The following is a 22,146-nucleotide window of genomic DNA, read 5'->3' as shown; positions in this document are numbered from 1 at the left end:
CCCAACGTTGGCTTTGACCAGGGCGTCGCGAGGCGAGACTGTCGCATCTCTAACTGGCCCAACTGTCGCATTACTAAATAGCCATTACAAACAAATATCGCATAAGATAGCTTATGGAACATGTGCGTGTGCGTCATATTCCAATGCTGTTGTAAAAGTAATTGCCGAATTTCCCAAAGCAATGAAGACATCGTCGGTGATCTGCCCGAGCGGCGCATGGATGCCTTTGCCCGCATTGGGAACGAGGACGTCGCTATGACCAAAGCGCTGTCGCAGGTGCTCGAAGATGGCGTCCAGGCCGGCAATCCGGGCCCTCCGCCACGCCACGATTGCCGCGAGAGCAGATCTTCATCGAGGAATCGTAGTAACTCCTCGTCGCTACTAGCCGCGGGGGCACCGCCCACTGCGCCGGACTCCCGAAGAGCTTCGGAAGAGGCCAATTCGACGGCCTGCAGCGTTCGAAAGTCATTGGGGCCGCGCGTCTAATCTGCATTTGGTTCATCTACGTTTGTCGGCCGGAGCATACCCCAGACATCACGATGATTGGTTGAAAGGTCTCCGCACGCTTCCGGCGGGAACCTGACTTATCTGATCTCCCGCAATCTATCTTGCCGATCCAGCGCATTTAACCTTGCGGAACATGTCCCTCGGCCCGTTCGTCAAGCGCCTTGGCAGCAGCTCGCAAAAACTCCCTTAGGCGACCATCGGCAACGAGCGCGCCCGGCTGGAGCTTGTCGCGGATACTTGCCATGAAACCCAGATGGTCAAAGGTGTCCGAAGCGATATTGACTTCAACCTCGTCCAAGTAGTGTGACAACAGAGGCCCCAATTCCAAGTTTTTATCCTTTTCATACCTAAGCGCCATCTCGCGCGCGAGCTTGACTATTTGTACGTGGGGGCCAAGTTTGGCACTCATTGACGTCTCCTCGGTATTGTCATCTTGTCAGGACGGTGGCTGAGAATAACGGCTGTCGGCCGCCTTCGTTTCTAGGGCCGCGCCAATCAACGACGAGTCTTTCTTATTCACGGATGGTTGTCGATCGATAACGGTGACGACAGCCGTGTCTTGTCGAAGACGTATTCTGGAAGAATGCCCTAAAGACCGCAACGGGCCGAAAGCAGACTTCAGCCGTTTGTCCGCCGCGAATAATTCCACGGCATCAGCACGCCGATCTGACACTGCCTGTGCCACTGACGATGGCGGTGAGCGTGGCGGACAGGTAGGCGAGCGGATCGTTAATGGAGGCGGTGCGACAGTTGTTGATTAACAACCTTCGTTCTGGAACAACACTCCCGTTCGCGTCTCATACTATTCATAGACTCGACCGCGGTGGAAAAGAGGAGCCTCTACCCAACTCCAAGCCGCCACTTTCAATAATAAAGTCGATTACCGCGCTGAGGCCGTCGCCGCGAAACAGGTCAGTAAATCCAAAAGGGCGGCCATTTCGCATGCGGGCGGCATCACTTCGCATAACTTCTATGTCCACGTTAACGTATGGGGCGAGATCAGATTTGTTGATGACAAGGAAATCAGACCGAACGATGCCCGGGCCACCCTTTCTTGGTATCTCTTCACCTTGACAAACCGAAATCACGTAAATCGTCATGTCCGCCAGATCTGGAGAGAATGTTGCCGCCAGGTTATCCCCACCTGACTCTATGAAGATAATATCGAGGTCTGGGAATTTGCGGGTCATCTCTGCGATTGCCTGGAGATTGACGGACGCATCCTCCCGAATGGCTGTATGCGGACAACCGCCGGTTTCGACCCCCAAGACGCGATCTTCGGACAGGGCCTGCTGCCGCACCAAAATGAAGGCATCTTCCTTTGTGTAGATGTCATTGGTTATGACAGCCAGAGAAAACCGGTCGCGTAGCGCCTTACAGAGCTTTTCGGTCAGGGTTGTCTTGCCAGACCCTACAGGCCCCCCGATGCCGACCCGAAGCGGTCCGTTTTCTGATGCCATATTGATGCCCTCAATGAAAAATGGTCGTCACGCCGGTAATGTTACGAACGCTGCACCCAGTTTTGATACAGGATAATTGGCATTTCTGAATGCAGCAAAGCTTGTCTTCGATATAGTGATGGTTCGCACACGAGCATCGTGCCCTGCGACCCTGAGGACCAATAGTGCAGAGTTGCCGACGAACGAGTCAATAAACTTTGCCTACGGAATGTAGACGACGAGCGGCCGAGAGATATTTCTGTTGCGCAGGGATCGTCGGACGATTAGCTTTTGCAGGAATGGCACAAGACATCTGATCCCTTACTGGCATACTTCAGGCATCTACCTTCGTAATCATACTATTGAGAGGTAAGGGGTGACCGTGAACGGCTGGCGCGCTGAACTCGACCTGACATTTGAGTACTCCAACGGGCTGACGCGCCTAATGCACCGGCGGCACATGGGGCCGCTTGTTGTTCAGCGCCCCTTTCACCCGGAGGCCGATGGATCGGCTCATGTCTACATTCTTCATCCACCGGGAGGAGTGGCCGGCGGCGACCAGTTAAATATGACATGCCATTTAGGTCCGAACGCACGTACCGTCCTAACGACCCCCGGCGCTACCAAGTTCTATCGCTGTGACCAGCGTTCTAGCGAACAGCGCGTCCACATTGAGGTCGGAGCGGGCGGAATCTGCGAGTACCTTCCCCAAGAGACCATCTTATTCGACGGCGCGAAGGCTTCACTCAAAACCCGTGTTACGCTTGCAGCGGATTCAACTTACATCGGCTGGGATATGTTCAGTTTCGGCCGTCCAGCCTCGAGAGAACTCTTCCGGAGAGGAAATGCTCGGCAGCGCATAGAGATCGTTCGGGATGGTCGTCCTATTTGGTTTGAGCAGCTAAACCTAAAAGGCGAAGGCGGCATGATCGATTTACCGTTCATTCTTGCTGGCAGACCTATCGTCGGGACCATGGTCTATGCCGGGCCGATGATCGAAAACGCAGTCGAACGAATTCGACAAGCCCATGGACAGGCTGCCCTTTCGGTTTTTTCTGCCAGCGCACTCGAGAGGGTAGTCGTGTGCCGCTATTTGGGCACCCGGATATCCGAAGCCAAAACGCTGTTTTTCCAGGCCTGGGACATACTGCGCGAAGCCGGTCTGGGAAAGCGCGCAACCGCTCCTCGAATATGGGCAACGTGATACTGATCAATGAGGGTTGACCTATGGAACTCTTGCCTCGTGAAAAAGACAAACTCCTAATCTTCACAGCAGCACTGGTCGCGGAGCGTCGCAAAGCTCGCGGCGTAAAGCTCAACTATCCAGAGGTCGTGGCCTACATCTCTGCTGCAATCCTTGAGGGGGCACGGGACGGGCGCACCGTAGCGGATCTTATGTCCTACGGCGCTACACTCCTTACGCGAGATGATGTGATGGAAGGGGTGCCCGAGATGATTCATGACATTCAGGTTGAGGCAACGTTTCCGGACGGCACGAAGCTCGTGACCATTCACAATCCCGTTCCTTGAGGAGGATGCCATGATTCCGGGTGAGTATTTTATTGAGGATGGCTCCGTCGAACTGAACGTGGGCCGCGAAACCCGTGAGATCGACGTCGCGAACAGTGGGGATCGACCGATCCAGGTAGGCTCCCATTACCACTTCTATGAAACGAACGACGCGCTTCTATTTGATCGGCAAATGTCGAGAGGTTTCAGGCTCAATATTCCGGCAGGAACTGCTGTTCGTTTCGAGCCAGGTCAAGACCGAACTGTAGAGCTCGTTGCCCTGGACGGTGCGCGAGAGGTTTTTGGCTTCAATGCGAAGGTCATGGGTAGACTTTAGGAGGCAGGGATGACGAAGATCACACGGCAAACCTACGCGGAACTCTATGGGCCAACCAAGGGAGATCGGATCAGGCTTGCGGATACCGAGCTCGTTGTTCAGGTTGAGGAAGACCATACAATCTATGGTGAAGAGGTCACCTTTGGCGGAGGCAAGGTCATCCGTGACGGGATGGGCCAGAGCCAGCGCCTAGCCGCTGAGGTTGCAGACCTGGTTATTACCAACGCAGTCATCATCGATCACTGGGGGGTCGTGAAAGCCGACGTGGGGATAAAGAACGGCCGAATATCGGGAATCGGCAAGGCGGGAAATCCTGATATCCAGCCTGGCGTGAACATCGTGATTGGCCCCGGCACTGACGTAATTGCAGGCGAAAACCGCATCCTGACCGCGGGAGGGATCGACACACACATTCACTTTATCGCGCCCCAGCAGGCCGAAGAGGCACTTGCGAGCGGAACGACGACCCTCGTCGGTGGCGGGACAGGTCCAACTGTTGGAACCCTCGCAACCACGGTAACGCCTGGCCCCTGGGCCATTCACCGCATGCTGGAGGCCGCAGAGGCCCTTCCGGTCAATGTCGGGTTGCTGGGCAAGGGCAATGCCAGTTTGCCCGACCCCCTGCGTGAACAGATTTTTGCAGGTGCGATCGGTCTCAAACTCCATGAAGACTGGGGCACCACGCCCGCCGCCATCGACAATTGCCTGACCGTCGCAGACGAGCAGGACATTCAAGTTGCAATTCACACAGATACCCTCAACGAAAGCGGCTTTGTTAAAGATACGTTCGCAGCGATGAAAGGGCGAACAATTCATAGTTTTCATACCGAGGGAGCAGGCGGCGGGCACGCGCCAGATATCATCGTTGCGGCGGGTGAAGACAACATACTGCCCTCCTCCACAAACCCGACGCGCCCATACACTATCAACACCGTTGACGAACATCTCGACATGCTGATGGTCTGCCACCATCTCAGCCCACAAATACCCGAAGACGTTGCATTTGCAGAGTCACGCATCCGGCGTGAAACGATCGCAGCAGAGGACATTCTCCACGATCTAGGCGTGTTTTCTATGATGTCGTCAGACTCGCAGGCAATGGGGAGGATCGGTGAAACCACGCTTCGATGCTGGCAGACAGCGCATAAAATGAAAGTTCAGCGCGGCCCACTGCCAGAAGACAGCGACCGCAACGATAACTTCCGGGTGAAACGCTATGTGGCAAAATATACGATTAATCCCGCAATAACACATGGCTTCGCTCATGAAATAGGGTCGATCGAAGTCGGTAAGCGCGCTGACCTGGTTCTTTGGAAGCCTGCTTTCTTCGGGGTTAAACCGCAGCTCGTAATGATTGGAGGAATGATAGCGATGGCTCCTATGGGAGATCCAAACGCTTCAATTTCTACGCCGCAACCCGTGCACTATCGTCCAATGTACGGTGTTATCGGCCGAGCGCTGGGATCAACCGGGGTAACGTTTGTCTCGAAAGCGGCTTTCGACGATGGGATCGGCCAGAAGTTACGCCTCAACAAGAACATAGTCGCGGTGCGTGGCATGCGAAACATTCGTAAAAAAGACATGATACACAACGGCTTGACGCCGAAAATTGAAGTAGACCCTCAAAGCTATGAGGTTCGCGTTGATGGCGAGCTCATCACCTGTGAGGCGGCGACCGAACTTCCCATGACGCAGCGCTACTTTCTCTTCTAGATTTACGCTCAAGGTCGCTCGGGCAATTCACGTGAGGTGACGATGCAGCTGGACCATTTTCGGGAGCATGCTTCCCTGGGCCTTGTTGACTGGACCTTTCGGGGTATTGGACAAGTGGTGTTCCAGAACAGCCCGATCTCCGGCGCTGTCATCCTATTCGGACTGCTCGTTAACTCTTGGATCTATGCTGCAATTTGCATATTGGGTGCCGTCACGAGTACACTCACGGCCGTTATCCTCCAAGCGGACAGAAGCCTAATTCGCGATGGCTTGTTCGGTTTCAACGGCGCCTTGGTCGGACTAGCGCTTGTGGCGTTCACGAGCGAAGATTTTCGTGTCGGGGCTGTCCCCACCCCCGCCATGCTGTTTTATCTTCTCTGTGCGTCGGCTTTCACGACGATGGCATTCGCCAGCATTGCGGCAATTCTAGCTCCCCACAAAGTAGCTCCTCTGACGATGCCTTTCGTGTTGATTGGGTGGCTATTTCTGTTCGTGGTGCTCAAGTTTGACGCCATCGATGCCGGGCCAATGGCCAAACCGATATCGCCAGATCAGTTCTCCTACGAAGCGCCATACAATTTAACGACCTGGTACATGGGCATCGGTACGTCGATCGGACAGATCTTTTTCCAGGACAACTGGATCTCCGGTTACATCATTCTTATCGGAATTATCGTGCACTCGCGTATAGCCGCGGGCATGGCTTTGCTAGGAGCAATAATTGGCACCCTCGTCGCCGCACTATATGGCGGACCAGAAGGCGCTATTCGGGATGGTCTTTTCGGTTACAACTCGGCACTCACGGCGATGGCACTAGGGGGAGTGTTCCTAGTGTTCACGTGGAAGAGCTTTGTCTACGCAATCTTTGGAGCCATTGTAGCGACCTGGCTTTGGGCTTCTGTCGCTATTTTCCTGGAACCCATAGGAATGCCTGTCCTGACTTCGACCTTCGTCATCGTTACATGGGTCATGCTTCTTGGTCAGTATGCATTCAAAGCGGTTGTGCCGGTCCCTCCGGCACAGTCAACCACGCCTGAAGAAAATCGAGAGCGCCATCTCCTGCAGTCGCAGAAAATCTGATTCAGGATCGAAACAGGCGACTGTATTGCGTCTCGTGCCAAGCACTTGCCATAGCCATTGCCGGGGCGACATTCCCAAGATCATCGTCGGAAACGTACTCCGCCTGGTGGGCGGCTCTCTCAATGACTGGCACGCTAGCGATGAGAATACGCTGGCCCGAGGTGTGGCCAAGCGGTATGAGGCGGATAGCAGCTGACACTTGCGCCTCCACCACACTCCACATTAGCCCCCGTAGTGCCTCTGACGGCCCGATCTCCCAATGTACAGCCGCGACTGCGAAGGCAGCTGGGTAGGTACGGCACCTTTCAGCAAAATTTCTGGCTCGCGGGACTGCAAGATCTGACAGCAAGCGCAGCATCGCCTCGCTCATCCGCAGGTCTTCCAGCTCCATCTCCCGGCTTTCGCGGGATGCTCCAAGCCAGGCGTCCGCCTCCAGGAAGCAATCTTCGCTGCCCATCCGAAGAGCGTGCATCATGCGCCAGAAAAAAGCGCCGTCGAGGGGAGCGTAGCTGTGCTCAAGCAATCCCAGGATCCAACTGTTGGCTGTTTGCTCATCATGCACCACCCCAGAGTGAACCGCCCATTCCAGTCCCCGGGAATAGGAGAAGCCACCGACGGGTTGGCTTGGGCTGGCGAGACGCAACAGATGAATAGATCGGTCATTTAGAGTGCCATGGTTAGCCACGCGCGTCCTCAGCATATGGGATGGCCGACGGTTGTAACTGGCCACGTCTATCCGGGTGAAAGATAATCCGATCGTTGAAACTTCATCCGACCATCAGCATCAAGCCACTGAGTGCAGCCGCGCCCCCGGCGAAGCGAATTGTCAGCCGCCCTTTCGAGCCCGCCGTTCGATACCATGCGATCAGTCCAGCAGCGATTCCAAGGATATGAAGCATGGCGGTCGCCACGACAAATCCAGCTCCATAGGAAATCGATTCAGCGGCACCCATTTCCTCACCGTGAGCGTGTCCATGAAAAAATGCGAAGAATCCGACGATCATTGCGCCGACCACCGGCCACACAGGCAAAGCGACTGCTACGGCAATGCCCAGGACAACGACTGAACCGAGAATTACCGGTTCAACAAGGGGCAATGGCATTCCCAGTATCGCGGTAGCGAAACCCAAGATCATAAGACCAAGGAAGGTCGCTGGAACGACAAAAAGAGCCTGGCGGCCAAGCATGGCTGCCCATAGGCCGACCGCCACCATGACCACTATGTGGTCAACTCCCGAGACAGGATGTGTAAAACCCGCGGCGAAGGAGCCATGTTCGGTTGGGTCAAGATGGGCAAAGGCCGGGTTCACGGTGAGCGCCACGACCGTAGCTGTCAGGATTGTCGTCTTCATCGTAGTCTCCCATTGAAGATAGAACTGCAAGAAGTGCGAACGGGACTAAAAAACGAGATGGACTTCCAGGGGTAGTTCAGGTTTGGTTCCACGCGAGTTTATCGAGGGGTATGATTAGAACGAGCCAAACATGGACCCAAGTATGAAGACTGCTACAAGAGAGATGATTACTCCGACAATCACGGTCATCACCATGTCGAAATAGCTACCGGCATGTGTCTGCTTGCTGATTTGGAGCAACAGAAGAACGGTGCCGTTGTGTGGGAGGGCATCGAGTGTCCCGGCGCTGATCGTGGTGAGGCGATGCAGTAGTTCAGGATTAATGCCGTATTCGGCAGCCAGCCGCATATACTCACTCCCCAGCGCGCCAAGCGCAATCGCCATCCCACCAGAGGCAGTGCCCGTTAGCCCGGCCAAAACGTTCATGGCCACTACGAGCGACACCAGGGGGCCGCCTGGAATTTGCAGGACGGCGTCGCGCACAATTGCGAATGCCGGCATTGCCGCAACCACTGCACCGAAGCCGACAAGGCTTGCCACTGTCATAATGGGCAATACAGCTGAATTTGCGCCCGCGTCCAGGCTCTCGCGCAACGCGCCAAGGCGATGAAAGTTGAACGAGATAACTGTTACGATCGCAGATGCCAGTGCGATCAAAACCGCCCAGACACCGATCATTGATGCAACATTTAGACCCCAACCCACCTCTAGAAACGAGAAATCGATTCGAGGGAGAACGACCAGAGCCATCAGAAAATTGACGACGATCACGACGATCAGCGGCAAAACTGCAAAAAGGAAAGGCGGGCCTTGTTCGTCGCGCTGACCATGCTCGAGCTCAGCCGGATCAAAGTCTCCAGACGTGGTAGCCTGCTCTCTCACTTTCTCGGTAATAACAATCGGTGCGGGTTCGTCTGTATACCCCTCCCCGGCCGCACGCGCCTTTGCTTCGATGCGCAAGAGCCACCACATTCCAAATGCGAAAGTAATCAGGGACGCGATTATGCCAAGGCCGGGGGCGGCAAAGGTCGTCGTTCCAAAGTAGGGCATTGGAATAGCGTTGTTTGTCGACGGCGTGCCGGGAAGCGCCGACATGGTGAATGTGAAGGCTCCAAGTCCAATCGCCGCTGGCATCAGTCGGGCGGGTATATTTGCGGCCTTGAACATTTCCCGGGTCATCGGAACCAGAACGAAGAACGCAACAAACACGCTTACGCCGCCGTAGGTTACCACTGAAGACGCTAAGACCACGGATAGCATGGTGCGATGCACGCCAAGACGAGTTGTCAGAAACCGCGCGATCGAAGTGATGGATCCGCTGTCGTCCATCATCTTTCCAAATATGCCTCCGAGGAGGAACAACGGGAACCACTGCGCGACAAAACGGGCAGTGCCGTTCATAAAGGTCGCCGTCCAATGGGGCAGAAGTGGCTCCCCGGAGATGACCGCCGCCAAAAGAGCGGCGGCTGGTGCTAGCAAGAGCACACTCCAACCCCGATATGCAAACCACATCAAGAGGGCCAGCGCCAGCAGTATACCAAACAGTCCCATAATTCTGATCTCTCTGAAATTATCGTCTGTAGTACTGCGCTGTCGGAACTGCTGCGCAAAAGCAGTAAAACATCGCCTAGTCAGTAATTTCAAGTGCTGATTGAAAAATGCATGCATGCAGGTTTCCCCGCGGGCAGTCACCCCAGCGGTGACGAAGGAAAAAGTCGCTCACGCTGTAACTGTCCGATAGGTGCCAAACAGTGCAAGCCACAGTTTCGCAGATATCCAGTTGATTTTCCTTGTGCTACCGGTTAGCCCGGCTAAAGCAGAAAGCGGTCGCTACTCATGCCCAATACTGAACAGAAGAAGGTGCTGATAGAGCGTGTTCAGGACGTCGCAAATAGCCTGACGGAAACCGAGCAAAGGCTGATTTCCGAACTCCTGAAAGCTCCACGCGAAATCGCTCTGGGCACTTCTAGCGAATTTGCGGCTCGCCTGGGCGTTCATGAAGCCACGACATCGCGTCTGTCACGGAAGCTCGGCTTTTCCTCTTATGCGCATTTCCGCGATCACCTTCGAGACGAATTTCTGCGCGGTTCGGCTCCTGCCAGCCGCATGTCCGCAACCCTCAATCACACGCGGTCGCAGGGATTTCTGCCTCTCCTTATCGAACAGGAAATCGCAGCACTTTTGGCAGTATCCGATCTTGTTGGCGACAGCCAGATTATCGATGCTGCGACCTTGCTCGACCGCGACAGCGTGTTCATCCACGGGCACGGCAATGCCGAAACCTTGGCCGTGATGATGGAGCGCCGTCTGCGTAGACTGGGTATTACGACACAGCGCTTGACGGGTAACCGACGTGATCTTGCCGAACAGATGCTGACGCTGCGATCGAGTGATTGTGTTCTCTTATTTGCATTTCGGCGTCAACCGCCGGACTATGCTCACGTCATGGAGATCGCACAGGAAGTCACAGCGCCTACTCTTGCAATCTGCGGAACGATCGGCCCCGCGCTGCAGCCCCGACCCGACCTCCTGCTGTCCGCCCCGCGCGCTGGCAGCACTGACAGTTACCAGACGCTGACAGTCCCGATGGCTCTCTGCAATGCGATCATTCTTGCCCTCGCGGACCGCAGAGGAGCTGCCGCCCTGGCAAAACTCGAGCGGCTTGGAACCCTCATAGCAAAATTTGAAGGATAGGCTGCAAGAAAACTTGCGCGTCATATATCTGTAGCAAGATATCTCTACATGGGCTATATATCGCATCCAAGAGGAGACGCCCATGTACAGGATATTTACACCGCTCTGCGCGCTTGCGCTGGCAACCACCGCCCATGCCCAGGATCTTGATGGGTTAAGCGTCGAAGGGTTGCTCGCCCAAGCCCAAAAAGAGGCCAAGGTCACGGTCTACGCATTCACCAGCCGCATTGGCCGCGTTGAAGAAGCATTTGAAGCAGCATACCCCGGCATCGACATGGTAACTTTCGACATGTCGTCGACCGAGCAGATCGCGCGGATTAAAAGTGAAGCTGCCGCCGGTATCGCCGGGGTGGACGTGATCTACATTTCGGATGCCCCGGTCGTCCTGAGCGAACTTGCAAGTCAGAACCTTATCACGCCCTATGTTCCGCCGCGCGTCGCAGGCGTCCTGCCCGATCAGTTCAAGTCTCCACTTCTGGCCCAACGCCTTTCCACGAAAGTGCTGATGTTCAACGAGGAAGCACATCCGGATGGCTCACCTGTCAAGAACGTATGGGATCTCACCAAGCCCGAATGGAAAGGCCGGGTTATCATGGTCGATCCGCTGCAGCGTGGCGACTATCTTGACCTAATGACGGAGTTCGTTTTGAGGTCTGACGACATGGCTAAAGCCTACGAAGACGCATTCGGCAGAGCAATCGATCTTGCTGACGGCATTGACAATGCCGGCCAACAATTCATCGCAGATCTCTTTGCCAATGACCTCGTCCTTGTCGGTTCCACTGACGACGTCAACAAGGCGATTGGCGCCAAGGGCCAGCAGAACCCGCCGATCGGTTTCACCAGCTACTCTGACCGCCGCGACAACGAGGATGAGGGTTGGGCTTTGCAGGTGGCAAATAACGTGAAGCCGTCTAACGGCATCGTCTTTCCGGCGTTCCTTGGGCTCAATCCGAAGACTTCCAATCCAGCCGCCGCAAGACTTGCGGTCGATTTCATGATGGGCGACAACAGTGAGACCGGTGGCGACGGCTTCAAGCCCTTCTATGTCGCTGGTGATTGGCCGACCCGCACGGACTTGACCCCGCACCCCGACGCCATTCCGCTTGCTGACTTCAATGGCTGGCAGATTGATCCAGCCCAGACTGTGACCATCCGTGCCGACGTCGCCGACTTCATCCTCGCACTTCAATAAGACATGAAAGTTGAGGCGGACGCGTCAGCGTTCGTCTCTTTCGGAGTTTCGCATGACATTGCCGCTTCGCCGCCGCGGGCAACTCTTCGCATCCCATGGCCTGACCCTCGCGATGGCCCTGATCCTCTTTGCACTGGTGGCAGCCCCCTTAATCACGATCGCCATCCAGACCCTGCAGCCATCCTCCGGCGCCCAAGCTTGGGGTGATGTGCTCGCCAGCAGACTTTCCCCGAACCTTTTCTGGCGGCCGGCCGCCAACACGATGCTTATTGGTTTGAGCGTCGCTGCTGGATGCGTTCTGCTCGGCGGCTTTCTCGCTTGGCTGGTCGTGATGACTGACGTTCCGGGCCGGGCCGCCATCGGCTTCATGGCCACCCTGCCCTTTATGATCCCAAGCTTTGCGACAGCGCTAGCCTGGGGCAGCGTATTTCGCAATGGCCGCGTCGGCGGCGGAGGCGGCCTCCTCGAAGGCCTTGGCTTTGCCATTCCTGATTGGCTGTCCTGGGGGATTCTACCAACCATTTTGGTCCTGATCGCCCACTACTATGCCCTCGCCTTCACGGTAATCGCCGCTGCTCTTGCCGCAGTCAACGGCGACTTGATCGAGGCCGCGCAAATGACGGGAGCTTCCCGCAAGCGGATCCTCTTCGGCATTGTGCTTCCCGTCGTAACTCCAGCTATCATTGCTGGCGGTTCACTCGCCTTTGCCGGAGCCGTATCGAACTTCGCAGCACCGGCCCTGCTCGGTCTGCCGGTGCGCATGCAAACACTGTCAACCCGCTTGTTTGGAATGATTGAAATCGGCCAGACAGAGCGCGGCTTTGTACTGGCCATCCTCCTCATTTGCATTTCTGCGGTTTTCCTGGGCATTGGAAACCGCATTTTGAGCGGTAGGCGAAGCTTCGCGACAATCGGCGGCAAGGGTGCAAAACCTCGCCGGTTTGCGCTCGGCGGCGGCAAATCGCTTCTCGCGGTGCTAGCCTGGTCGATCTGTTTTCTGACAACGGTCTTGCCAATTTTTCTTCTACTTGCCGCAAGCTTCGCTCCGTCTTCACTTGCTCTATTCTCAAACTGGACGTTGCACTACTGGATCGGTACGTCCGACCCGGCTTTCGCCCGGGGTCAGCCAGGCATCTTCCACAATCCGCAATTGATCTCGGCGTTGACGACCACCCTAACGCTGGGAGTGGTCGTGGCATTCACGGCCAACCTGCTCGGCATTCTCATTGCCGTGGCACTGACACGACACAAAGTTCCAGTATTAAGCAGCCTCGTCTCGCAGCTAAGCTTCCTGCCGATGCTTCTTCCCGGAATAGCGTTTGCCGCCGCCTACATAGCTCTATATGGCGCTCCCATTGGCCCGCTACCTGCGCTTTATGGAACCAAGCTCCTGCTCGCGCTGGCATTGACGGCCGCAATGTTGCCCTTTGCCGTACAGACAGGAAGGGCAACCGTTGCACAAATCTCCGGCGACATCGATGAGGCGGCGCGCATGACCGGTGCCGGGTTCTTTCGACGGCTGAGAGCGATCACTATCCCGCTTGCCGCTCGAGGACTTGTCGCCGGTCTTCTGATTTCCTTCGTCAATATCATCGGTGATCTGGCAATTACCATCTTACTTTTCACACCGACGTCACCGCTCTTGGCAGTCCTGTCCTACAGCTATGCTTCGGACGGATTTCACCAATTCGCCAATGCAGTGACACTTGTCATTCTCGTCATCTCCATGTTCGCTACCGGTGCGGCAACGCTGTTGCGCGGTCGCCGGCGCGAAAACATCGCATGAGGCTTCGCCCGTGATTTCGCTCAACCAAGTAACCAAATCGTTCGCTGGCACCAACGCGGTTCACGACGTCAGCTTCTCAGTATCCCAGGGCGCCTTCCTCGTGCTGCTTGGGCCATCCGGATGTGGCAAGAGTACGATGCTACGCATGTTGGCTGGTCTCGAACAGCCAACTGGCGGACAAATCCGCTTCGGCGACACGCTCGTCGCGGATGGCGGTTCAGGCTTCACGATACCGCCAGCCAAGCGCGATACCGGCCTTGTCTTCCAATCCTACGCACTATGGCCCCACATGACGGTCGCGGGTAATATCGAGTGGCCATTGAAAGTCGCGAAACTATCCAACGACGAGCGTCGGGCGCGTATCAAGGAAGCCATGGAGATGCTCGGAATAGCGCAACTCGCCAATCGATATCCCGGCGAAGTCTCAGGCGGTCAACAGCAGCGCGTGGCGCTTGCTCGAATGATCGCGCCGCGTCCCAACGTGATGCTCTTTGACGAGCCACTGTCCAATCTTGATGCGACACTGCGCGTCGAGATGCGGGTGGAACTCCTAAGGGTCCATGCCGCCACTGGTGCAACGTCGGTCTACGTCACACACGATCAGGTGGAGGCCATGACAATGGCAACACACGTTGCGGTAATGAACCGAGGCCGTATTGAGCAGTTCGATGCACCCGAGCGACTACTTGCGGAACCAGCCTCGGCGTTTGTAGCCGGCTTCGTTGGCACCCCGCCAGCTAATCTGATCCCGATAGCCGATGGTAAATGGTTCGGTGCGATCGCCGATCCTTCTCTTCCTGGCTTGAGAGGATATGCCATGGTCCGTGCTGAGGAGATCGCGGTTACAGACGAACCTGGCCCGCGCACGCTGCAGGTGCGGCTCGCCGAAATCGTGCCCATGGCCGGCCGCCGTCTGGTGACCGGTATCGTCAATGATATCCGGATCACCGCTATTGCTGACGGCGCGGCCCGCCTGCCTTTGGGACTGCGGTTCCGCTTACCTGACGCCCCGGCCGCATTTTTTGACACTGAAGGAAACCGTATTTCATGAAACGCATTTTACTGGTGCGACATGGCGAAAGCGAATGGAACGCAGTTCGCCGCCTACAGGGCCAGGCCGATATCGGGTTGTCGGCACGAGGCGAGGAACAGGCACGGGCACTAGCGCCGATGGTTGCAACCTACAGGCCAGATCTCGTCCTCACCTCTGATCTGACGCGAGCGGCAACAACCGCCGCACTCCTTGGACATCCGGACGCGGTACGCGAGCCACTGCTTCGCGAGCAGAACGTCGGTGCCTGGACAGGTATGGAGATTGCGCACTTGATGTACAAAACACCTGAGGCTTATAAAGGATGGCGTGCTGGAATGTTCGCTCCGGAAAATGGTGAGATCTGGGCAAACTTTCGTACACGCGTTGGTCGGGCATTAACGCGTGCAATCGAGGCCGATGAAAGAACCGTGCTGATGGTTTGCCACGGGGGTGTGATCCGTGCAGCTCTCGATGAAGCGCTAGGCCTGGCTCCCTCGCGCATTATCCCTGTCGGCCCAGGGAGCCTGACCATCCTTGCATTTCCCAGGGACGAGGCACGGCTTGAAGTTTTCAACGCAACAACCTCCGCACCTATCCTCGATGCGCCGGATTAAGTGCCTCTCGGGAAGCCGGCGGTTGCGATAGCGAAGTAGGACCGCATACATGGGGTCCTACATCGTTCAGGGCTACGCTATGCGGGTTGAGCTTGGATCGGGTGCTCGCCCACATGTTTGCCCCAGCGTCTGTTGGCACGCCTGGCAATCGTGCCTCACGATATGGGCCTCCGAGCGGCAATAGAAAACAGGCGTATCTCAGACAGGGACCAGTCAGGAACGGATGCTTCCCGCGGAGGGCCGGCCTCTTACGGCGCATTTCACCAGGATATCCGTTCAACTGCTGCGGCAGGGAGTTTTACGTAAGGCGTAGTCGATCGCCCGCGTCCGTGACAAGATCGACAGCAATGTCCGGTTGGCGAGCGAGAGTGGCTCGGATCTGCGTCATGTCCATCAGGCTCATTGCGGTAGAGTAAGCATCGGCGCGCGTGGCGTCGCCGGTAATGGTTGTCAAACGACGGTAGAGCGGATCGGCAGCGCCACGGTGGGGATCAAGAATGTGGCTGAAACGGCCTGCCGTATCGAACCGGAATCCGGAAAAGCTGGATGTAGCGACAGCCCTGTCAACGAGCGGAATGACGGCGTCGGTGGGATCGCCGCCCTGGGTATTCGCGAGGCCGATCCGCCATGGAGCCCCGTCAGCACGGTGCCCGATCGCACGGTTCTCACCCATATCGACAAGGCTGCTTGTAACGCCGGCGTCCCGAAGCATGGCAACGATCCGGTCGGTAACATATCCCTGGGCGACCCCGTTCAGCGTCAAACCCATGCCGCGTTTTGCAAATGTGATCCGGTCGCGATTGAAGTGGACGTTCTGGAAGCCGATCAGTGCCTTGACGGCATCCAGGTCCGCAGATGGTGGCCCGGACGCCTGCGCATCGGACCGGGCAAAGTGGTGAGCATAGACGGCCCATAGCGGCTGGACGGTCGGATCGAACAATCCCGTAGTCTCCTCCCAGACAGCGTGGCTTGCCTCAAGCACCGCCACCAGTTCTTGCGGCGGCATCGCGAGCGCCCCGAACCGGTTGAGCTCGCTTAGAGCTGACTGCTCGCGGTAGAGACTGAAGATCGATTCAAGCCGCTGGACCTCAAGCACGACACGCTCGATCAGTTGCTGGGCCTTGATGCGGTCGGGATGATTGAGAATGAGGGTTGCTGGTGCACCGAGTGCCTGACCTTTCCAGACTACCGGATCAAGGCCCGCATGCGATGTCCTGGCAAGGCCGAGAAGTGGCAGCCCACAGGCGGCAGCGATGATGGAGATCGCCCGTCGGCGCGCGATGGGATTAGCCATGATGGTCTACCTCGGTCGCTTCGGTCTCTCCAGTCGAATCGGGCGCCGCGTCAGGCATCGAGGTGCCAGAGCCCAGAACATAGTCTTGCGGAACATCGTTGAAACGCACGACGCGTCCACCGTGCAGTTTCGCAAAGGCTTGCGCATCAGCATCCTTGGAAAAGGGGACCGCCTCCTCTGTGCCCATTCCGCTGCGCCGAGCACTGTCTATAACAAAGACAGCTTCCCTCGCATCAACCCAGTTTTCCGCGCCGGGCTCCTCCCAGCTCGCGGCCTTGCTCATATCCGAGACATAGATCGCAGCGATGTCGCGTGGCTCCTCCGGAAGCATGGTGAAGGCAAGCGTATCGCGGGCCGACGAAAACCATATCGCTTCCGGTACGTTTTCAAGGATGATCTGGCCCTTGGGACCGGAATGCTCAAGGACGTTCATTCCGCAATAGCGGCCCATGGCCTCCTCCGTCAGGGCGAAAGGCAACGGCGGCGGAGCATCCTCCTGCTGACTGCAGGACTGCAGGGAAAGCGACGTCGCAAGCACCATGATGGCGATGGAAATCCTCATACTTCTCTCCTCGAAAAGACAAAGCTCGCCCAACCGAGAGGCAAGACTGTCCAGGCGATCAGGGCGGCTGTCAGCACGGGGACAGAAAGCCTGCTCTGTTCGGAAATTCCACCCATTCCCGACAGTGCACCAGCATTCCCTGAGCCGAGATTGATCAGCCGGTAGGCATCCGTCGGGTTCGCGACCAGCAGCAGGTCGAGCAAGCCGGCCGGGACGGCATGTCCCTGAGCGGCGACCAGCCCACCGAGGAGCGCCATGTCGTAGATTAATACAAAGAACAGCCATACGCCGATGGCGATGCCGCCGGCCGTGCTGCGCTCGCTGGCCAGCGTGCTGGTAAGATAGCCGATGGCAAGAAAAACAGCGCCGAGCAGTACAGAGTATCCGATCATGGAGGCGAAGGCCATCCAGCTTGCGGCGCCGATCTGCGCGCCCGTCGCCATCAGCGCGGCCGCCGCTGCGCCGTAGCCGCATAGCGTCGAGAAGGCGAGGATTGCCAGATGTCCGAAGAATTTACCGAAGAGAACCTCGCTGCGGCCGATCGGATAGCTGAGCAGGAGCAGCATGGTGCCGCGCTCCGCCTCACCCACAACGGCGTCGTGAGACAGTAGCAGCGCGATCAACGGGACGAGAAAGATCGTCAGGCTGGACAGACTGACGATCACCACGTCCAAGCGATTGACACCGACATTGCCAGTCGGAGCGCTGCCGAGGAAGGAAAGCGTGAGGGCAAGTGCGGCAAGCAGTAGCGTCGTGGCCAGAACCCACCGGTTACGCAGGCCTTCCTGAATTTCCTTGCGGGCGATGATGAGTATATTAGTCATTTGGTGTCCTGTCCGCTGAGGAAATGCGCATAAAGATCGTCAAGCGTCGGTTCGACCACGGTGAGGCTGGCGAGCCCCGAGGGGTTCGCGGTGACCTGGTGCAGCAGTGCAATCTTCTCTTCCGGCAGGACGTCGGCCTCAAGCACCCCTTCCCTCCTTTTCCAGCGCGCGGCGCCGTTCACCCAGGCCGGATCCGCCCCATCGCCAGCCAGCTGCACACTGATGCGGGTCGGCAGGCGGGCGATGTGGCGCAGTTCGTCCAGCGTCCCATCGGCAATCTTGACGCCGCGATTGACGATAATGACCCGGTTGGTCCGCCCTTCCAACTCGGTGAGTGCGTGCGAGGAGAGCAATACCGTGGCGCCGCGTGCGCGCAGATCCGAGACGAGATCGTAGAAGTTGCGGCGAAGCGCCGGGTCGAGGCCGCTCGTCGGCTCGTCGAGCAGCAGGATGCGCGGTTCGCCGAGCAGCGCTTGCGCCAGTCCGAGCCGTTGGCGCATCCCCTTGGAATAGGTGCGGACCGGTCGATCCGCCGCCTCGGGCGCCAGGCCAACGCGTTCGAACAAGCCATTGGCGGATGAGACGTCAACACGCTTCAGCCTGGCATAGAACGCAAGCGTCTCCCGCCCGGTCAGCGCCATGTGAAAAGAGACGCTTTCCGGCAGATAGCCGAGCCGCTGGCGCACCGCGAAATCTCCACGCGCCGGATCCTCGCCGAGGACCCTGACGCCGCCGCTGCTCGGCCGGATGAGGCCGAGCATGAGTTTGATCAGCGTCGTCTTTCCTGCGCCGTTATGGCCGACAAGCGCAATGGTTTCCCCGGCATTCAAGCTGAATGCGACATCCCTCACGGCCTCAACTTTGCCATAGCGCTTGGAGAGGCCGGTAATTTCCACAGTTGCTGTCATTGTACGAGCTTCCTGGCAGCCGGCGGAGCCATCAGTGGATGACTGTCAACGACGCCGCCCGGCAGCAGCGCCGGGAATTGCGATTGAGCCCAGCGGATAACCTGGACTGCGGGGCTGGTGGTCAGCAGCTTTGCCTGCGGAGAAGTCCACAGAACCTGATCTATGAGGTCGTTCGGGCGATAGGGATTGTCCCCGATGCCATCGCCGTCGAGGTCGAAGGCCGGGTTGTCGCTCCAGAAATTGCCCCGCCCCTCGCTCGACCAGTCGACGTGGCGCGTGCCGACATATTTGACCTGATTGCGGTTGGCGATGAAAGCATTACCGCTCATGGCGTTACCCTCGGAGCCGGCAGTGAAATGAATGCCGATCGCACAGGACTCGAAGCTGTTGTCGGTAAAACGATTGCGGTTGGCATTATAGATGAAGACGCATTTTTCCGGCCCGAGCCGCTCAGCCTGGCTGGACTGGATAGTGTCGTCGTCAAGCTGCGGCACACCGTGCTCGCCGGACTGGACGCCGGCTGAAAGCCAGCGGTCGATTGGCTGCATGCGACCGATCACCCTGTTCCCATGGACCTCCGATCCGTTCGCCGTGTTGAGCATCAGCCCGTGGTCACGGTCCCCCTCCGACAGATTGCCGGTTATCTTCAGCCGGCTAGAATACATGATCGCATAACCGACTGAGTTGCCGATCGACACGTTGTCGCTGATCTCACTATCGTTGGTGTACATGTAGTGGATGGCAAACCGCAGGTCTTGGAAGCGGTTGCCGCTGAAGATATTCTTCTTGCTGGCATTGGTGGCTATGCCATCACGGCCGAAACGGATGTCGTTGCCGAGCACCTTGGCACCGGGAGCATTCCAGATGGTCACGCCGCTGCCGGCCTCGCTCAGGCGTCCAGTCTGCAGGCCGACGATGCGATTGTTTCGGGCAACGGAATCGACTGCGCCGTAGAGGTAGATGCCGTACAGGTTATCGATGACGGAATTGTCTTCGATGATGGCGCCGGTTGCTGCCTGCGCGACGAAAATGCCGGAATCGCGCGCCGTCAGATCGCGTCCCGATCCGGTGACTTCGAGCCCACGCACCACCACCCCCTCAGCTTCAACGGTGATGACGCTGCCCTTGCCATCGGCGCGGATGACCGCGCCATGTTTCCCCGAGAGCACGAGTGATTTGTCGATGGTGATCGGGCCGGCGTAGAGCCCCGGCTCCAGGATGATGACTTCGCCCGATTTGGCGGTATCGATAGCCTGCTGCAGGGGCTGGCCGCTGCCGGGCGAGAGAGAAATCTCAGCGGCGATAGCCATAGCCGGAACGGCGGCCAGAACGGCCGCCATCCCTATTGTTTTCGTCATGAGACGGAGAAGCATCATGCCGTCTTGGGCTCCACGTACATCCGGCCCTTCATCTCCATGTGCATCGCATGGCAGAACCATGAGCAGTAGTACCACCACACACCCGGCTTATTCGCCTTGAAGGTCACCGACGCAGTCGCCTGCGGTCCGATCTCCATGTTGACGCCATAGTTGATGATGGCAAAGCCGTGGGTGAGGTCCTCGACTTCATCGATATTCGTGACGTAAACGGTCACCTCGTCACCCTGCTTGACCGTGAACTCCTCAAGACCGAAAGCGGGGGCGGCCGACGTCATGTAGACGCGCACCTTGTTTCCGTCGCGGATGACTTCGCTGTCCATCATCAGGTCGATGCCATCGGCTTCCGCCTGCTTTACCGCATCGGCAAAGAAGGGGTCGTCACGCTTCCAGACGTGAACTGGATTGATTTTGGAGGCGTGGACGATCGTGGCATCATGCGGTTCTGCGAAGGACGGACTGTCGTGGACGACAACCATCTCGTCACCGGAAATGTCGATGAGCTGATCATTTTCCGGCTTCAGAGGACCAACGTTCAAATAGCGGTCCTTGGAGAACTTATTCAGCGATAGCAGCCACTTGCCATCGGCTTCCTTGGTCTGGCCCATGGATGTGTGGTTGTGGCCTGGCTGGTAGTGGACGTCGAGCTTCTGGCGGATAGGATCGACCTTTTCCCCGGCATAGGCACGCTTTGCGTCCTCGATATTCCACTTGCAGATCTGGCTATCGATGAACAAGGTCGTATAGGCGTTGCCCTTGCCGTCATAGGCTGTGTGCAACGGGCCGAGGCCAAGTTCCGGCTCAGCAACAACGGTGTCGCGGGGCTTGATCTTGTCTTCGAACAGGTCGTCGAACTTGCGTACGTCCATGACCGTCACCGTTGGCGACAGTTTTCCGTTGGCAACGATATGAATGCCGTCCGGCGCGGTGTTCATACCGTGCGGGCTGTTGGAGATGGGGATGTAGCGCGTGTAAGGCGAGCCCTTGCGGCCGTCGATAACGGGAACGCCGCCCATTTCCTTAAAGTCACCCTTGGCGACGGCTTCTTCGATCCGCTTGATGTTAAAGACGACGACCCAGTCCTGCTCGTTGGCCATCATCTCGGCAAGGTTTACGCCTTCCTCGGAGTTGTAGCACGTGGCGAAGCAGTACTTGCCCTGGTAGTCGGCATCGACGTTGTCGAGGTTGCCATCGACCATGACCTGCCAGGCGACTTTCATGGTTTCGCCATCGACCGCAGTGAAGATCGCATGGTACTGCTTGTGATCACCGAGGATCTTGCCGTCGTTCGGGATCGGCACGCGGTCTTCACCGTTGCAGAACACGTAGCCGGTCTTCGGATACTTCTGCACGCGCAGGCCATGAACAGTGTGCTGGTTCGGCAACTGGACGATCTTGTCGCACTTCATCACGTCTAGGCGGATACGGCAGACTCGTGTGTTCGCCTTGTCGTTGGCATAAAGATAGCGCCCGTCATAGGTACCGTCGGTCTGCGATGGGTGCGGGTGATGGAGGTCGCCGTTGTGATAGATGCCGCCCTGGTCCTTCAGAAATTCCACGGTTTCCGGCAGCAGACCTTCGGTCAGCACCTTCCGGCTCTCGTTGGTCTGGCCCCAGCCGGTGGCGCTGCAGCGGTTGAAGACCGGGATGCGCATCAGCTCGCGCATCGACGGCATGCCAACGATGCGGACTTCGCCGGTCTGGCCGCTTGAGAAGAAGGTGTAGTATTCATCGAGTTCGCCGGGCTTGACCTCGTAGCTATGGTCACCGGTTCCTTGCGCGGCCGCTGGCGTCGCCGAGCCTGCGGTGAGGCTGAGCGCGCCACCGACGCTGGCCGTTCCTGCAGCAGCGGCAAAGGCTGCCGATCCCAACATTTGGCGCCGGCTGAGGCGCATCTTGGTTTCTTCGTTTGACATAACTTCC

At 57.5% G+C, this 22,146-nt stretch carries 21 protein-coding genes; 10 read left to right on the top strand and 11 right to left on the bottom strand.

Features of this window, described 5'->3' with window-relative positions; translation table 11 throughout:
• Positions 1-625: 625 nt before the first annotated feature.
• Together LH464_RS16465 and ureG are read right to left on the bottom strand one after the other, a co-directional pair.
• Positions 626-916, bottom strand: coding sequence for a hypothetical protein (locus LH464_RS16465; RefSeq protein WP_226787481.1), 291 nt, complete (start codon positions 914-916; stop codon positions 626-628).
• 397 nt (positions 917-1,313) lie between these two features.
• The gene (gene ureG / locus LH464_RS16460) at positions 1,314-1,967 is read right to left on the bottom strand and encodes an urease accessory protein UreG (protein ID WP_226787480.1); all 654 of its coding nucleotides are present in this window, start codon (positions 1,965-1,967) and stop codon (positions 1,314-1,316) included.
• A gap of 355 nt (positions 1,968-2,322) precedes the next feature.
• Between ureG and LH464_RS16455 the strand changes: the two genes are divergently transcribed.
• The 5 genes from LH464_RS16455 to LH464_RS16435 are packed head-to-tail and all read left to right on the top strand — an operon-like array spanning position 2,323 to position 6,585.
• Positions 2,323-3,150 carry an urease accessory protein UreD gene (locus LH464_RS16455; protein ID WP_226787479.1) on the top strand — a complete coding sequence of 276 codons (828 nt, stop codon included), beginning with the start codon at positions 2,323-2,325 and terminating at the stop codon, positions 3,148-3,150.
• A 23-nt stretch (positions 3,151-3,173) separates the two neighbouring features.
• The gene (ureA, locus tag LH464_RS16450) at positions 3,174-3,476 is read left to right on the top strand and encodes an urease subunit gamma (protein WP_226787478.1); all 303 of its coding nucleotides are present in this window, start codon (positions 3,174-3,176) and stop codon (positions 3,474-3,476) included.
• 10 nt (positions 3,477-3,486) lie between these two features.
• Positions 3,487-3,792 carry an urease subunit beta gene (locus tag LH464_RS16445; RefSeq protein ID WP_226787477.1) on the top strand — a complete coding sequence of 102 codons (306 nt, stop codon included), beginning with the start codon at positions 3,487-3,489 and terminating at the stop codon, positions 3,790-3,792.
• 9 nt (positions 3,793-3,801) lie between these two features.
• Entirely contained in the window at positions 3,802-5,505 is a 1,704-nt protein-coding gene (ureC, locus tag LH464_RS16440; protein WP_226787476.1) for an urease subunit alpha, read from the top strand.
• A gap of 42 nt (positions 5,506-5,547) precedes the next feature.
• Positions 5,548-6,585 (top strand): urea transporter, encoded by a 1,038-nt coding sequence (locus tag LH464_RS16435; protein ID WP_226787475.1) that lies wholly within the window; start codon positions 5,548-5,550, stop codon positions 6,583-6,585.
• A gap of 1 nt (position 6,586) precedes the next feature.
• On the opposite strand, the gene LH464_RS16430 is transcribed toward LH464_RS16435, so the two are convergent.
• The 3 genes from LH464_RS16430 to LH464_RS16420 all read right to left on the bottom strand — a co-directional run bounded on the left by LH464_RS16430 (position 6,587) and on the right by LH464_RS16420 (position 9,488).
• Complete coding sequence (locus tag LH464_RS16430) at positions 6,587-7,285, bottom strand: urease accessory protein UreF (protein ID WP_390624997.1); 699 nt, start codon at positions 7,283-7,285, stop codon at positions 6,587-6,589.
• Between the two features lie 67 nt (positions 7,286-7,352).
• Positions 7,353-7,937 (bottom strand): HupE/UreJ family protein, encoded by a 585-nt coding sequence (locus LH464_RS16425; protein ID WP_226787473.1) that lies wholly within the window; start codon positions 7,935-7,937, stop codon positions 7,353-7,355.
• A 114-nt stretch (positions 7,938-8,051) separates the two neighbouring features.
• Positions 8,052-9,488: a GntP family permease gene (locus LH464_RS16420; protein ID WP_226787492.1), complete on the bottom strand. Its 1,437-nt coding sequence runs from the start codon at positions 9,486-9,488 to the stop codon at positions 8,052-8,054.
• A gap of 285 nt (positions 9,489-9,773) precedes the next feature.
• Between LH464_RS16420 and LH464_RS16415 the strand changes: the two genes are divergently transcribed.
• The 5 genes from LH464_RS16415 (at position 9,774) to LH464_RS16395 (ending at position 15,259) form a co-directional block, all read left to right on the top strand.
• Entirely contained in the window at positions 9,774-10,631 is an 858-nt protein-coding gene (locus LH464_RS16415; protein WP_226787472.1) for a MurR/RpiR family transcriptional regulator, read from the top strand.
• A gap of 82 nt (positions 10,632-10,713) precedes the next feature.
• A complete protein-coding gene (locus tag LH464_RS16410) occupies positions 10,714-11,826 on the top strand; it encodes an ABC transporter substrate-binding protein (RefSeq protein ID WP_226787471.1) in 1,113 nt (370 codons plus the stop codon).
• Between the two features lie 52 nt (positions 11,827-11,878).
• Positions 11,879-13,612: an ABC transporter permease gene (locus tag LH464_RS16405; protein WP_226787470.1), complete on the top strand. Its 1,734-nt coding sequence runs from the start codon at positions 11,879-11,881 to the stop codon at positions 13,610-13,612.
• A gap of 10 nt (positions 13,613-13,622) precedes the next feature.
• Entirely contained in the window at positions 13,623-14,663 is a 1,041-nt protein-coding gene (locus tag LH464_RS16400; protein WP_226787469.1) for an ABC transporter ATP-binding protein, read from the top strand.
• Positions 14,660-15,259, top strand: a complete 600-nt coding sequence (locus LH464_RS16395) for a histidine phosphatase family protein (protein WP_226787468.1) — start codon at positions 14,660-14,662, stop codon at positions 15,257-15,259. Before LH464_RS16400 ends, LH464_RS16395 begins: the two co-directional genes overlap by 4 nt.
• Before the next feature lie 298 nt (positions 15,260-15,557).
• On the opposite strand, the gene LH464_RS16390 is transcribed toward LH464_RS16395, so the two are convergent.
• From LH464_RS16390 to nosZ, 6 genes are read right to left on the bottom strand one after another with little or no spacing between them, the layout of a single operon-like run.
• Positions 15,558-16,553 (bottom strand): FAD:protein FMN transferase, encoded by a 996-nt coding sequence (locus tag LH464_RS16390; protein WP_226787467.1) that lies wholly within the window; start codon positions 16,551-16,553, stop codon positions 15,558-15,560.
• A complete protein-coding gene (locus LH464_RS16385; protein ID WP_226787466.1) occupies positions 16,546-17,115 on the bottom strand; it encodes a nitrous oxide reductase accessory protein NosL in 570 nt (189 codons plus the stop codon). The genes LH464_RS16390 and LH464_RS16385 overlap by 8 nt, the downstream gene beginning before the upstream one ends.
• Positions 17,112-17,939: an ABC transporter permease gene (locus LH464_RS16380; RefSeq protein ID WP_226787465.1), complete on the bottom strand. Its 828-nt coding sequence runs from the start codon at positions 17,937-17,939 to the stop codon at positions 17,112-17,114. The genes LH464_RS16385 and LH464_RS16380 overlap by 4 nt, the downstream gene beginning before the upstream one ends.
• Positions 17,936-18,847: an ABC transporter ATP-binding protein gene (locus LH464_RS16375; protein WP_226787464.1), complete on the bottom strand. Its 912-nt coding sequence runs from the start codon at positions 18,845-18,847 to the stop codon at positions 17,936-17,938. The genes LH464_RS16380 and LH464_RS16375 overlap by 4 nt, the downstream gene beginning before the upstream one ends.
• Positions 18,844-20,220 carry a nitrous oxide reductase family maturation protein NosD gene (locus tag LH464_RS16370; protein WP_226787491.1) on the bottom strand — a complete coding sequence of 459 codons (1,377 nt, stop codon included), beginning with the start codon at positions 20,218-20,220 and terminating at the stop codon, positions 18,844-18,846. Before LH464_RS16370 ends, LH464_RS16375 begins: the two co-directional genes overlap by 4 nt.
• Positions 20,220-22,139 carry a TAT-dependent nitrous-oxide reductase gene (gene nosZ, locus LH464_RS16365; protein ID WP_226787463.1) on the bottom strand — a complete coding sequence of 640 codons (1,920 nt, stop codon included), beginning with the start codon at positions 22,137-22,139 and terminating at the stop codon, positions 20,220-20,222. Before nosZ ends, LH464_RS16370 begins: the two co-directional genes overlap by 1 nt.
• Positions 22,140-22,146 lie beyond the last annotated feature (7 nt).

The sequence above is a fragment of the Pseudorhizobium xiangyangii genome, assembly GCF_020531965.1.
GTDB lineage: Bacteria > Pseudomonadota > Alphaproteobacteria > Rhizobiales > Rhizobiaceae > Neorhizobium > Neorhizobium xiangyangii.
The sequence above is the reverse complement of the archived record's forward strand: the minus strand, read 5'-3'. Positions and strand labels throughout refer to the sequence as shown.

Bases quoted from the DNA above. Each gene is read 5' to 3' on its own strand.
- LH464_RS16465 (WP_226787481.1), bottom strand. From the start codon at position 916: ATGAGTGCCAAACTTGGCCCCCACGTACAAATAGTCAAGCTCGCGCGC.
- ureG (WP_226787480.1), bottom strand. From the start codon at position 1,967: ATGGCATCAGAAAACGGACCGCTTCGGGTCGGCATCGGGGGGCCTGTA.
- ureA (WP_226787478.1), top strand. From the start codon at position 3,174: ATGGAACTCTTGCCTCGTGAAAAAGACAAACTCCTAATCTTCACAGCA.
- LH464_RS16445 (WP_226787477.1), top strand. From the start codon at position 3,487: ATGATTCCGGGTGAGTATTTTATTGAGGATGGCTCCGTCGAACTGAAC.
- ureC (WP_226787476.1), top strand. From the start codon at position 3,802: ATGACGAAGATCACACGGCAAACCTACGCGGAACTCTATGGGCCAACC.
- LH464_RS16435 (WP_226787475.1), top strand. From the start codon at position 5,548: ATGCAGCTGGACCATTTTCGGGAGCATGCTTCCCTGGGCCTTGTTGAC.
- LH464_RS16430 (WP_390624997.1), bottom strand. From the start codon at position 7,285: ATGCTGAGGACGCGCGTGGCTAACCATGGCACTCTAAATGACCGATCT.
- LH464_RS16425 (WP_226787473.1), bottom strand. From the start codon at position 7,937: ATGAAGACGACAATCCTGACAGCTACGGTCGTGGCGCTCACCGTGAAC.
- LH464_RS16420 (WP_226787492.1), bottom strand. From the start codon at position 9,488: ATGGGACTGTTTGGTATACTGCTGGCGCTGGCCCTCTTGATGTGGTTT.
- LH464_RS16415 (WP_226787472.1), top strand. From the start codon at position 9,774: ATGCCCAATACTGAACAGAAGAAGGTGCTGATAGAGCGTGTTCAGGAC.
- LH464_RS16410 (WP_226787471.1), top strand. From the start codon at position 10,714: ATGTACAGGATATTTACACCGCTCTGCGCGCTTGCGCTGGCAACCACC.
- LH464_RS16405 (WP_226787470.1), top strand. From the start codon at position 11,879: ATGACATTGCCGCTTCGCCGCCGCGGGCAACTCTTCGCATCCCATGGC.
- LH464_RS16395 (WP_226787468.1), top strand. From the start codon at position 14,660: ATGAAACGCATTTTACTGGTGCGACATGGCGAAAGCGAATGGAACGCA.
- LH464_RS16390 (WP_226787467.1), bottom strand. From the start codon at position 16,553: ATGGCTAATCCCATCGCGCGCCGACGGGCGATCTCCATCATCGCTGCC.
- LH464_RS16385 (WP_226787466.1), bottom strand. From the start codon at position 17,115: ATGAGGATTTCCATCGCCATCATGGTGCTTGCGACGTCGCTTTCCCTG.
- LH464_RS16380 (WP_226787465.1), bottom strand. From the start codon at position 17,939: ATGACTAATATACTCATCATCGCCCGCAAGGAAATTCAGGAAGGCCTG.
- LH464_RS16375 (WP_226787464.1), bottom strand. From the start codon at position 18,847: ATGACAGCAACTGTGGAAATTACCGGCCTCTCCAAGCGCTATGGCAAA.
- LH464_RS16370 (WP_226787491.1), bottom strand. From the start codon at position 20,220: ATGCTTCTCCGTCTCATGACGAAAACAATAGGGATGGCGGCCGTTCTG.
- nosZ (WP_226787463.1), bottom strand. From the start codon at position 22,139: ATGTCAAACGAAGAAACCAAGATGCGCCTCAGCCGGCGCCAAATGTTG.